The following is a 12063-nucleotide window of genomic DNA, read 5'->3' as shown; positions in this document are numbered from 1 at the left end:
CCCCCATGCCACATGACTACTTCAACCCCGTGCGCAGCGTGGTCGGGGCCGGGGCCCTGTCGTCCCTGCCCGGGCTGCTGGGGGGCCGCAAGGCCCTGCTGGTGACCTTTCCCGAGGCGCGCGCGCTGGGCCTGGTGGCCCGCGTGGAAGCGCTGCTCGGCGACGCCCTGGTCGGCGTCATCGAGGACGTGCGCCCCAACCCCGACGTGGCCGAACTCGCCGCGCCCTACGAGGCCTTCTGGCGCGACGACCGCGGCGCCGAGGCCATCGTCGCGCTCGGCGGCGGCAGCGCCATCGACACCGCCAAGGCGCTGATGGTGGGCACGCCCGACGGCTCCTTCGACACCCTGGTGGCCGCGCTCGCCTCGGGCCAGCCGTTCACGCCGGCGCGCGTGAAGGCGCTGATCGCCGTGCCCACCACGGCGGGCACCGGCAGCGAGGTCACGCCCTGGGCCACCATCTGGGACCGTGGCCGGCAGGTGAAGCACTCATTGCACCTGAAGGAAACCTGGCCAGAAGCCGCGGTCATCGACCCCGATCTCATGCTCACCCTGCCGGCCTCGGTGACGTTGCAGAGCGGGTTGGACGCGCTGTCGCACGCGCTGGAGTCGATCTGGAACGTCAACGCCAACCCGGTGTCCGACACCTTCGCCGTCTCGGCGGTGCACGACATCCTGGACGCGCTGCCGCGCCTGATGCACCACCTGGACGACCGCGATCTGCGCGCGCGCATGGCACTGGCCGCGCTGAAGGCCGGCATGGCCTTCTCCAACACGCGCACCGCACTGGCGCACTCCATCTCGTACGAGATGACGCTGCGTTATGGCCTGCCCCACGGCATCGCCTGCTCCTTCCCGCTGCCCATGGTGCTGGCGCGCGCGATCGGCCGCCGCGCCGACCGCGACACCGTGTTGGCCCAGGCCCTGGGCGACCTCGACGAAGCGCCCGGGCGCCTCACCGCCTTCATCGAGCGCCTGGGCGTGCGCACGCGCTTCGCCGACTACGGGGTGAGCGAGGAGGAGGCAGAGCGCATGGTGGCGCACGCCCTCACCGGCGCGCGCGGCCGCAACTTCATCGGCACCGTTGAAAAGGAAACTGCATGAGTGCGGTATTGGAAAGTGACTGCTTCCGCGAGGAAGCGCTGCGCATCGGCGGCGAGCGGGTGCACACCGGGCGCAGCATCGACGTGCTCAACCCCTTCAACGGCGAGCGCGTGGGCAGCGTGGCCATGGCCAGCGTGGACGACGTGCGCCGCGCCATGGACATCGCCCAGGCCTACCTGCCCACGCTCACGCGCTACGAACGCTCGGCCATCCTCAACCGCGCGGCGGCGCTGCTGCGCGAGCGCACCGAGGCCGCGTCGGACCTGATCACGGCCGAGTCGGGCCTGAGCAAGAAGGACAGCGTGTACGAGATCGGCCGCGTGGCCGACGTGCTGAACTTCGGCGCCAACGAGGCCCTGCGCGACGACGGCCAGGTGTTCTCCTGCGACCTCACGCCGCACGGCAAGCGGCGCAAGGTCATCACCACGCGCGAGCCGCTGCTGGGCGTCATCACCGCCATCACGCCCTTCAACCACCCCATGAACCAGGTGGCGCACAAGGTGGTGCCCAGCGTGGCCACCAACAACCGCATGGTGCTCAAGCCGTCGGAGAAGGTGCCGCTGTCGGCCTACTGGTTCGCCGACCTGCTGTACGAGGCAGGCCTGCCGCCCGAGATGCTGCAGGTGGTGAGCGGCGACCCGCGTGAGATCGCCGACGAGCTGATCACCCACCCCAAGGTGGACCTGATCACCTTCACCGGCGGCGTGCCCATCGGCAAGTACATCGCGGCCACGGCCGGCTACAAGCGCCTGGTGCTGGAACTGGGCGGCAACGACCCCCTGATCGTGATGGACGACGCCGACCTCGACAAGGCCAGCGACTTGGCGGTGCAGGGCTCGTACAAGAACTCGGGCCAGCGCTGCACGGCCGTCAAACGCATGCTGGTGCATCAGAAGGTGCTGGCCGAGTTCACCGAGCGCGTGGTGGCCAAGACGCGCGCGTGGACCTACGGCGACCCGATGGACCGGCGCAACGAGATGGGCACCGTGATCGACGAGGCCGCCGCCGAGCACTTCCAGCGCGTGGTGGACGAGGCCGTGCTGCAGGGCGCGCGCCTGCTCGTGGGCAACCGGCGCGACGGCGCGATCTACTCGCCCACCGTGCTCGACCGCGTGCACCCCGACATGACCGTGGTGCGCGAGGAGACCTTCGGCCCGGTCTCGCCCATCATCGGCTTCAAGGACATCGACGAGGCGATCCGGATCTCCAACGGCACGGCCTTCGGCCTGTCCTCGGGCATCTGCACCAACCGCTTCGACGACGCGGCGCGCTTCGCACGCGAGCTGAAGGTGGGTTCGGTGAACCTGTGGGAGGTGCCGGGCTACCGCATCGAGCTCACGCCCTTCGGCGGCATCAAGGACTCCGGCCTGGGCTACAAGGAAGGCGTGCAGGAGGCGATCAAGTCCTTCACCAACTGCAAGACGTTCTCGATGCCCTGGTGAGGGCCGGCGCGTTTCAGGGCCGCGCGAACGCCGGCACCTGGAAGCGCTTGCGGTAGGCGCCCGGGCTCATGCCGGTGGTGCGGCGAAACAGCCGGCGGAAGAAGGCGGCGTCCTCGTAGCCCACGCGCCAGCTGATCTCGTCCACCGGCGCGTCGGTGCGCTCCAGGCGGCGCTTGGCGTCTTCCACGCGCAGGCGCTGCACGTACTCGATGGGCGCCAGACCGGTGGCCGCGCTGAAGCGGCGCTTGAAGGTGCGCTCGGCCAGGCGCGAGCGCTTGATCATTTCCTCTACGGGGCTGGCCACCGAGAAGTGCTGAGCGAGCCAGGCCTGTGCCTGCTCGATCTCCGCGTCGCCGTGGTCGGTGCGGCCTTCGAACACCATGAAGGGCGTGAGCCCGTCCTGGTGCCACTGCAGCGCGAACAGCCGCGCCACCTCTTGCGCGGCGGTGGCGCCTGCGTGGCGCGCGATGAGGTACAGCACCATGTCGTGCCAGGTGGTGGACGCGCCGCTGCTGACCAGTTCCTCGCGCTGCCCGGAGATGACGAGCACACGCTCGGGATGGATGGGCACCTTCGGGTGGGTGGCCGCGAAGCTGCGCGCGTAGCCGAAGTGCACGGTGGCGTCTCGGCCATCGAACAGGCCCGTCTCGGCCAACAGGAAGATGCCTGAGCAGGCCGAGCACAGCAGTGCGCCGCGCTCATGCATGGCGCGCGCCCAGCGCACCAGGCCCGGGTAACGGTCCTTCACCCAGCCCTCCCCACGCACCACCACCGAGGGCACGATGATGATGTCGGTGCTGTCGATCTGATCGACGCCGCGCCGGATGGTGACGGGCACGCCGCTCACCAGGTCCAGCGGGCCGGCGCGCTCACCAACGATCTCGATCTCGAACGGGGTGCGGTTTCCCAGTGCCGTGCCGGGACCGCCCATGAGCGCGAAGGCGTTCATCACGTCGTGGATGCCGAACAGGGTGGCGGCGGCGGCGTCGGGCAGCGCCACCAGGCTCACGTGCAACGCGGGGCGTGTCGAGAGGGCCAGGGTGTCCATGCGGCGCCATTGTGGACCGATTCGCGCATCGAACCGGTGGCACGAACGAACCGTTTTCGGGCGCATTCGCCACTGCCGCGGCAGGGCCCGCTCGGGAACCATGGCGGCACCCCCAACCCCTGCCCACCTGGGCACAAGAAGGAGAACCGCATGGATGCCCCCGTCCTCGACAACGCGCGCCTGGAGCGCTTCGTGCAACGCGCCATGGACGACCTGGCCGCCGGCTATGGCGGCGTGATGGTCAGCCTGGGCCACCGCCTGGGCCTGTACAAGGCCATGGCCGGTGCCGGGCCGCTGAGCGCCCGCGAAGTGGCGCAACGCGCCGGCTGCGCCACGCGCTATGTGAGCGAATGGCTGAACTCGCAGGCCGCCGCCGGCTACGTGGACCACCACGCGTTGAGCGACACCTACGAACTCGCGCCCGAGCAGGCCATGGTGCTGGCCGACGAAAGTAGCCCGGTGTTCGTGCCCCCCGCCTGGAACGTGCCGGCCTCGATGTGGGCCGACGAGCCGCGCACGCTGCAGGCGTTTCGCACCGGGCAAGGCGTGGCCTGGGGCGAACACGACCAGCGCCTGGCCTGCGGCGTGGCCGCCTTCTACCGCAACGGCTACCGCGCCAGCCTGGTGCCGCAGTGGCTGCCCGCGCTGGACGGCGTGGTCGAGCGACTGGAACACGGCATCGATGTGGCCGACATCGGCTGCGGGCACGGCCACTCCACCGTGCTCATGGCGCAGGCCTTTCCGCGCTCGCGCTTCTTCGGCTACGACGTGCACGAGGACTCGATCGATCAGGCCCGCCGCCACGCCGAAGCGGCAGGCGTGGCCGACCGCGTGGCCTTCGAACGGGCCAGCGCCACGCAGGTGCCCGCGCGCGGTTTCGGCCTGGTGTGCTTCTTCGACTGCCTGCACGACCTGGGTGACCCGGTGGCCGCCGCGCGCCGCGCGGGCGAGGTGCTGGCCGAGGACGGCACGGTGATGCTGGTGGAGCCCTACGCGAAGGACCGGCCCGAGGACAACCGCGACACCGTGGCGCGCCTGTACTACTCGGCCTCCACCACCATCTGCTGCGCGCACGCCATCTCGGAGGGCGGGCAACTGGTGCTCGGCGCGCAGGCCGGCCAGAAGCGCCTGGCCGAGGTGTTCCGCCAGGCCGGCTTCGCGCATTTCCGTCGCGCCGCCGAGACGCCGTTCAACCTGATCCTCGAGGCCAGGCGGAGAGCGCCATGACCGAGCACTCGATGCGCGCGCTGGCGCGCCTGGAGCACCAGGCCACGGCGGCCGGCCTCACGCTGGCGGGCGCCGGCCTGCTGGCGCTGCTGTTGTGCGGCGTCGGCCTGCGCGGCACGGATCAGATGCCGCTGGACTGGGTCCTGCTCGCGCTGGGTCTGGCGCCAGCCACGCGGCGCGCGGGCGCGCTCATCGCGCCGCTGTTCTCGGTGCCGCGTTCGCCAGCCGCCTGAGGCGCGCGTCGCCCGACGCGCCCCACCTGCTGCACCTCGCCCAGGTTGTCCAGCATGCGCTTGAGCAGGTCGATCAACACCGCCCGCTCGGCGTCGTCGATGCCTTTGAGCAGCGCCTGCTCGCGCGCCATGGCGAAGCGGTACATGGCGTTGTGCAGCTTGTTTCCTTCAGCGGTCACGCGGTACTCGATCTTGCGCAGGCCCTGGGGCCGGGGCTCGAGGACGTTCTTGCCCACCAGGTTGGCGACGGAGCGGCTCACGGCCGCCTTGTCCAGGCCCATGAATTCGCAGGCCTTGGAGGCCGTGGACCAGGGATGGATCTTGAAGTAGGCCAGCACGCGCCACTCGGTCACGCTGACGCCGAAGCGTTCGTGGTACAGCGCGGAGGCACTGCTGGACACCTTGTTCGACAGCCAGAGCAGCAGGCCGGGCACGTATCGGTCGAGATCGAGTTGCATGGTTCGGTGGTGGGCTGGTGGGGGGCCTATCCGTTGATCACGCCGCCATCGACGGTGATCACCTGGCCGGTCACGTAGTTTGCCGCGTCGCTGCACAGGAAGCCGACCACACCGGCGACATCCTCGGGCTCACCGTAGCGGCCCAGGGGAATCTCGGCCAGGCGTTGCGCGCCCATGGCCGCCACCAGGTCGTCGGTCATGGGCGTGCGGATGAGCCCGGGCGAGACCGCGTTCACGCAGGTGCGCGGCGCCAGGTCGCGCGAGAAAGCGCGCACCAGGCCCACGATGCCTCCCTTGGCCGCCGCGTACGCCGCGCGGTTGGGCGTACCGCGCTGGAAGGCGCGCGAGCTGCACAACACCACGCGCGACAGGCTGCGCTCGTCGCGCGCGGCGCGAAAGGCCAGCACCATCTCGTAGGCGTTGCTCAGGTTGCTGGCGATCGCGCGATCCCACACGGAGCGGTCCTCGGGATCCAGCGGGTCGTGCTCGAACACGCCCGCCATGTGCACCAGCGCGTGCAGGGGCCCGCCCGCGGCGGCGGCCGCCTGCGCGCACGCCCGCGCGTCGCCCAGCGCGCTGCGCACCACCGTCACACGCTCGCCGCCCAGGCGCTCGCGCGCGGCATCGAGCCGTTCGCCGTCGATGTCCACCAGCGTCACCTGGGCGCCGCGGCCCAGGAAGTGCCGCGCGCAGGCCTGGCCGATGCCGCCCGCGCCGCCCGTCACCAGCACGCGCCGGTCCTGAAGGTCCTTGTCGTTCATCGGTCGGATTCTGTTGTCTTCAGGTTGACAAGTCAACCTAATGGGGTGGATACTGAATTTAGGTTGATTCAACAACCAGAACGAGCACCGACATGACGACGATGAAACTGGACATGGTGGTGGTGGGCGCCGGCTTCGCGGGCATCTACCAGCTGTACAAGGCCCGCGAGGCGGGCATGAGCGTGAAGGCCCTGGAGATGGGCGATGGCGTGGGCGGCACCTGGTTCTGGAACCGCTACCCCGGCGCGCGCTGCGACGTGGAGAGCCTGGACTATTCCTACTCCTTCAGCCGCGAGCTGGAAGAGGAATGGGAGTGGAGCGAGCGCTACGCCCCGCAGGCCGAAATCCTGCGCTACATGAACCACGTGGTCGACCGCTTCGGCCTGCGCGACGACATCCTGCTCAACGCCCGCGTCACCACAGCGCACTACGACGAGGTGCGCGCGCTCTGGGACGTGGCCACCGCCGACGGCCAGCGCTTCGAGGCCCGCTACCTGGTGATGGCCACGGGCGGACTGTCGATCCCGCAGAAGCCGGACCTGAAGGGCCTGGACGATTTCCAGGGCCGCTGGTACCACAGCGCGCGCTGGCCGAGCGAGGGCGTGGACTTCACGGGCCAGCGCGTGGTGCTCATCGGCACCGGCTCCAGCGGCGTGCAGATGACGCCGGAGATCGCGGCGCAGGCGAAGCAGCTCACCGTGCTGCAGCGCACCGCCAACTTCAGCGTGCCGGCGCACAACGTGCCCTTCACGCCCGAGGCGCTGAAGGCGGCCAAGGCGCGCTACCCCGAACGCCGCGCCATGGGCCGCGAGGCGGTCACCGGCCAGTTCCTCAACGCCAACACCAAGACGGCGGCCGAAATGACGGACGAGGAACGCATCGCCGAGCTGGAGTACCGCTGGCGCGGCGCGGGTGGGGGCTTTCGCATGCTGCGCACCTTCGCCGACCAGATGTCCAACCTCTCGACCAACCGCCTGGTGGCCGAGTTCGCGCGCAGCAAGATCCGTGAGGCGGTGAAGGACCCGCGCAAGGCCGAGGCGCTCTGCCCCAAGGACGACCTGCCCTTCGGCACCAAGCGCCTGTGCGTGGACTCGAGGTACTACGAGACCTTCAACCTGCCGCACGTGGACATCGTGGACGTGTCCGCCGACCCGATCGTGGAGGCCACGCCCACCGGTATCCGCACGAAGAGCCGTCAGTTCGACTGCGACGCCATCGTGTTCGCCACCGGCTTCGACGCCATGACCGGCGCGCTCAAGTCGATCGACCTGCGCGGCGAAGGCGGCGTGGCGCTGCGCGACAAGTGGGAGCACGGGCCCACCTCGTACCTGGGCATCGGCATCGCGGGCTTCCCCAACCTCTTCGTGATCGCCGGCCCGGGCAGCCCCTCGGTGCTGAGCAACATGGTGCATTCGATCGAGACCCACGTGGACTGGATCATGAGACTCATCCAGACAGCGAAGGCCCGCGACGCCAAACGCATCGCCGCGCGCCAGGACGCCGAGGACGCCTGGGTGCAGCGCTGCGCCGACGAGGCCAACAAGACGCTCTACCCGCGCGCCAACAGCTGGTACATGGGCGCCAACATCGAAGGCAAGCCGCGCGTGTTCATGGCCTTCGTGTCGGGCGTGCCGCTGTACCGCCGCCTCATCGAAGAGGTCGCGGCAAACGATTACCAGGGATTCGACATCGCCTGAGCCAACGCAGCCCGGGCCACCACCATTCATTTCAGGAGACAACCCATGGATCGCAGAACCCTGCTCAAGTCCGCCGCCGCACTGGCCGCGCCCGCCATCGTGCTGCCCGCCTCGGCGCAGAACCCCGTCAAGCTGCGCCTGCACACCTTCGTGCCGGCCACGTCCAACGTGTACAGCAAGGTGATCACGCCCTGGATGCAGAAGATCGAGAAGGAATCGGGCGGACGCATCCAGTTCGAGGGCTATGCCTCGATGCAACTGGGCGGCGCGCCCGCACAGCTCTATGACCAGTCGCGCGACGGCGTGGTCGACGTGATCTGGTCGCTGGCCGGCTACACGCCGGGCCGCTTCCCGCGCAGCGAGGTGTTCGAACTGCCCTTCTTCACCTACGACGGCGAAGGTTCGTCCCGCGCGGTGTGGGAATACGTGAGCGCCAATGCCGCCGACGAGTTCCGCGACGTCAAGCTGCTGGCCGCGCACACCCACGGCCTGAACATCCTGCACATGAAGAACAAGGTCATCACCAAGGCCGCCGACCTCAAGGGCATGAAGGTGCGGGGCCCGTCGCGCCGCGCCACGCAGTTCCTGGCGAACGTGGGCGCGGTACCGGTGGGCATGCCGCTGCCCGCCATCCCCGATGCACTCTCCAAGGGCGTGATCGACGGCGCCATCATTCCCTGGGACACGGTGCCCGCCGCCAAGCTCGACGAGCTGACGAAGTTCCACACCGAGTTCCCTCAGGGCATGCCCGGCTTCAACAACAGCGTGCAGTTCCTCACCATGAACCGCGCGCGCTACGAGAACCTGCCGGCCGACCTGAAAAAGGTCATCGACAACAACTCGGGCGCCGACACCTCGGCCATGTACGGCCGCGTGATCGCGCAAGCCGATCCGATCGTTCGCAAGTCCGTCATCGACCGTGGCAACACGGTGCACGTGGTGGGAAAGCCCGAGACCGAGGAGTTCATCAAGCTCACCGAACCCGTGACCGCCGACTGGGTGAAGGAAGTCAGCGGCAAGGGCTTCGACGGCAACAAGCTGCTGGCCGAGGCGCGCGCGCTGATCCAGCGTTACCGGCCCAAGGCCTGATTGCAGGAAGGGAAGTCGCCGACATGGACGCCGAGATCACCGCCCTGTTGCAGAAGGTCAAGGACGCCAAGCGCACGCCGTTCTGGCAGAGCACGCCGCAACAGGCGCGCAGCGGGCCCACACTGATGGACCTGCTGTTCGGCCCCGCACCCGAGGTGGCGCGGGTCGAGGACTTCAGCATTCCGTCGTCGAACGGCCACGCGCTCCCGGTGCGGCTGTACGTGCCCTCGCCCGCGCCCAAGGGCCTCATCGTGTACTTCCACGGTGGCGGCTGGGTGATCGGCACGGTGGCCTCGTACCACCCCTTCACCGCCGCGCTCGCGCAGCGCACGGGTTGCGCGGTGCTGTCGGTGGACTACCGACTGGCGCCCGAGCACCCGTTCCCGCTGCCGCTGGACGACGCGCGCGCCGCGATCACCTGGGCCGCGACGCAGGCCGCCGCGCGCATGGGCGCGCCGCTGCGCACGCTGATCGCCATGGGCGACAGCGCGGGCGGCAACCTGGCCAGCGTGGCCTCGCGCCTGCACAACGAATCGAAGCCCGCCCGACGCGTGGACCTGCAGGTGCTGGCCTACCCGGTGGCCGACTGCGACTTCGACACGAAGAGCTTCCACGAATTCGCCGAGGGCTACCTGCTCACGCGGCGCGACATGATGTGGTTCTGGGACCAGTACCAGCCCGACGCCGCGAAGCGCCGGGATCCGCTGGCCTCGCCGCTGCACACGCCCGACCTCTCGGCCTCGCCCGCGGCCCTGGTCGTCACCGCCGGCATGGACCCTTTGCGCGACGAGGGAGAGGCCTATGGCGAGCGCCTGCGCCAGGCCGGTGTGCCCACCGACGTGGTGCGCGCCGACGGCCTGGTGCACGGCTTCCTGGCGATGGTGAACTACGCGCCCAGCGCGGGGCGCGCGCTGGAGCGCATGCTGGCGGCGATCGGCACCACCGTGGCCCGCGCGACTTAAGGCTTCGACGACCGGCATGGTCACCCGCCCTGCCTATCCTCCGAAAGGCCTCAGTTCCGGGCCCCAAAAGCTGGCTGCGCATACCAACGTGACAAGGCCGTGACCGGCCGTCGCGTCATGTGAAGTCCCCACAACAGTGCGTCGATAGACAAGCTGCGGTTATGCCGCGTGCCCACCGTCAGCCACATGTTCGACAACAGAAGGGAGCCAGCGTCATGGGTATCGATCGTCTTTCCGTCAAGGCCCGGCTGCTCGCCGGATTCATGCTGCTCGCCGTCATCGTGCTGGCCGTCGCTGCACTGTCGGTGCGCGCCCTTGGACACGAGCACGCCACCTTTACCCAGTACGCGGGCGAAACCTCGCAGCGCGTGTCCCTGGCCAACAACATCCTCGACGCCGCGAACGCGCGCGCCATCGGCGTGCGCAACCTCGTGCTCGTGGGCGATCCCGCGGCCCAGGCGCACGAAAAGGACGCCACCGTGAAAGCCCACGGCGAGGTCGTGAAAGGCTTCAAGGTGCTGCGCGAGGCGCTGGACGCCGACGAGCACACCGCGCCGCAGGAGCGGCGCCTGTTCGACGAACTGGTGGCCGTTGAAGCGAAGTACGGCCCGGTGGCGCTGGGCATCCTCGACCTGGCCGTCAAGGGCGATCGCGACAACGCGGTACGGCGCATGGAAACGGACTGCCGGCCGCTGCTCGCGGCGCTGGTGAGCGCCAGTCATGCGTACCTGGCCTACGCCGCCGAGCAGGCCGCGATCGAGGTCAAGGCGTCGGACGCCGCGTACGCCACCAACCGCGCCCTGATGGTCGGCACCAGCGTGGCGGCCGTGGTTGCCGCCCTGCTGCTGGCCCTGCTCATCACGCGCTCCATCGTCGGCCCCATCCGGGAAGCCGTGAGCGTGGCGCAGACCGTCGCGTCCGGCGACCTGCGCTCCAGCATCGCCGTGACCCGGCGCGACGAGTTGGGCGAACTGCAGGCCGCGCTCAAAGCGATGAACGAAAGCCTGGTGCGCATCGTGGATGACGTTCGCCAGGGCAGCGACAGCATTGCCAGCGGCAGCGCGCAGATCGCCACGGGCAACGCGGACCTGTCCACCCGCACCGAGCAGCAGGCCAGCAGCCTGCAGCAGACCGCCGCGTCCATGGAGCAGATGAACGCCACCGTGCGCAACAGTGCCGACACCGCGCGCCAGGCCACGCAACTGGCCACCTCGGCCAGCTCGGCCGCACAGAAGGGCGGTGAGGTGGTGGGCCAGGTGGTCACCACCATGCAGGACATCCAGGGCAGCAGCCAGAAGATCGGCGACATCATCGGCGTCATCGACGGCATTGCGTTCCAGACCAATATCCTGGCGCTCAACGCCGCCGTGGAAGCGGCGCGCGCCGGCGAGCAGGGCCGCGGCTTCGCGGTGGTGGCCGGCGAGGTGCGCAACCTCGCGCAGCGCAGCGCCGAAGCGGCCAAGGAAATCAAGGCGCTCATCGGCGCCAGCGTGAGCAAGGTCGAGTCGGGCGCGCGCCTGGTGGGCGACGCGCGCGCCGCGATGGACGACATCGTGGGCCAAGTGCGCCGCGTCACCGACCTGATCTCGGAGATCGGCGCGGCCACCGGCGAACAAAGCGAGGGCATCGACCAGGTGAACACCGCCATCGTTCAGCTGGACCACACCACGCAGCAGAACGCCGCGCTGGTGGAAGAAAGCGCGGCGGCGGCCGAGAGCCTGCGCACGCAGGCGGCACGACTGGCGCAGGCGGTGGGGTTCTTCCGGCTGCGTGAGGCGGGATGAGTGGGATCACGGGTAGCGGGCTCGCCATGGCTCAGGCCGCGGTCGAGCACAAGTTCGAAGTCATCGGCGAAGCGCTCAACCCCGGCTTGCTGTCGACTGTCGAGGCCTTGTTGGCGTTGGAGGACTGAGCTGTCGGTGGTGCTCGCGGACAATCGCGGGGCTTCAACTGAACGTCCGGTCAACGCCCGCCTGCTCGCCGCCCCCGCAACTGGTTCACAACCAGCCCACAGAGCACCGCCCCCGTCCCCACCCACTGCAC

At 69.5% G+C, this 12063-nt stretch carries 11 protein-coding genes; 8 read left to right on the top strand and 3 right to left on the bottom strand.

The window, feature by feature from the left end:
• Window positions 1-5: 5 nt before the first annotated feature.
• Together psrA and phnY are read left to right on the top strand one after the other, a co-directional pair.
• Window positions 6-1103 carry an iron-containing alcohol dehydrogenase PsrA gene (gene psrA / locus BN948_RS17320; protein WP_035622891.1) on the top strand — a complete coding sequence of 366 codons (1098 nt, stop codon included), beginning with the start codon at window positions 6-8 and terminating at the stop codon, window positions 1101-1103.
• Complete coding sequence (phnY, locus tag BN948_RS17315) at window positions 1100-2545, top strand: phosphonoacetaldehyde dehydrogenase (protein ID WP_035622890.1); 1446 nt, start codon at window positions 1100-1102, stop codon at window positions 2543-2545. Before psrA ends, phnY begins: the two co-directional genes overlap by 4 nt.
• A 13-nt stretch (window positions 2546-2558) precedes the next feature.
• On the opposite strand, the gene BN948_RS17310 is transcribed toward phnY, so the two are convergent.
• Window positions 2559-3593: a GlxA family transcriptional regulator gene (locus BN948_RS17310; protein ID WP_035622888.1), complete on the bottom strand. Its 1035-nt coding sequence runs from the start codon at window positions 3591-3593 to the stop codon at window positions 2559-2561.
• A 150-nt stretch (window positions 3594-3743) separates the two neighbouring features.
• Here BN948_RS17310 and BN948_RS17305 point away from each other — a divergent pair, with 150 nt between their 5' ends.
• Window positions 3744-4820 (top strand): class I SAM-dependent methyltransferase, encoded by a 1077-nt coding sequence (locus BN948_RS17305; protein WP_035622886.1) that lies wholly within the window; start codon window positions 3744-3746, stop codon window positions 4818-4820.
• Window positions 4817-5053, top strand: coding sequence for a hypothetical protein (locus BN948_RS26720; protein ID WP_138820245.1), 237 nt, complete (start codon window positions 4817-4819; stop codon window positions 5051-5053). The genes BN948_RS17305 and BN948_RS26720 overlap by 4 nt, the downstream gene beginning before the upstream one ends.
• On the opposite strand, the gene BN948_RS17300 is transcribed toward BN948_RS26720, so the two are convergent.
• Window positions 4942-5511 carry a MarR family winged helix-turn-helix transcriptional regulator gene (locus BN948_RS17300; protein ID WP_051756182.1) on the bottom strand — a complete coding sequence of 190 codons (570 nt, stop codon included), beginning with the start codon at window positions 5509-5511 and terminating at the stop codon, window positions 4942-4944. The two genes, BN948_RS26720 and BN948_RS17300, sit on opposite strands and share 112 nt — an antisense overlap.
• Window positions 5512-5537: 26 nt before the next feature.
• Entirely contained in the window at window positions 5538-6272 is a 735-nt protein-coding gene (locus BN948_RS17295) for an SDR family NAD(P)-dependent oxidoreductase (RefSeq protein WP_035622883.1), read from the bottom strand.
• A gap of 92 nt (window positions 6273-6364) precedes the next feature.
• Between BN948_RS17295 and BN948_RS17290 the strand changes: the two genes are divergently transcribed.
• From BN948_RS17290 to BN948_RS27505, 4 genes are all read left to right on the top strand, one after another.
• Window positions 6365-7969: a flavin-containing monooxygenase gene (locus BN948_RS17290; protein ID WP_035622880.1), complete on the top strand. Its 1605-nt coding sequence runs from the start codon at window positions 6365-6367 to the stop codon at window positions 7967-7969.
• A 45-nt stretch (window positions 7970-8014) separates the two neighbouring features.
• Window positions 8015-9058 carry a TRAP transporter substrate-binding protein gene (locus BN948_RS17285; protein WP_035622877.1) on the top strand — a complete coding sequence of 348 codons (1044 nt, stop codon included), beginning with the start codon at window positions 8015-8017 and terminating at the stop codon, window positions 9056-9058.
• A 23-nt stretch (window positions 9059-9081) separates the two neighbouring features.
• Window positions 9082-10020: an alpha/beta hydrolase gene (locus BN948_RS17280; RefSeq protein ID WP_035622875.1), complete on the top strand. Its 939-nt coding sequence runs from the start codon at window positions 9082-9084 to the stop codon at window positions 10018-10020.
• 215 nt (window positions 10021-10235) lie between these two features.
• Window positions 10236-11804, top strand: coding sequence for a methyl-accepting chemotaxis protein (locus BN948_RS27505; protein WP_035622872.1), 1569 nt, complete (start codon window positions 10236-10238; stop codon window positions 11802-11804).
• Window positions 11805-12063: the final 259 nt, after the last annotated feature.

Source organism: Hydrogenophaga intermedia (assembly GCF_000723405.1).
Taxonomy (GTDB): Bacteria; Pseudomonadota; Gammaproteobacteria; order Burkholderiales; family Burkholderiaceae_C; genus Hydrogenophaga; species Hydrogenophaga intermedia.
Note: the sequence above shows the minus strand (reverse complement) of the source record. Positions and strands in the feature narration are given on the sequence as shown.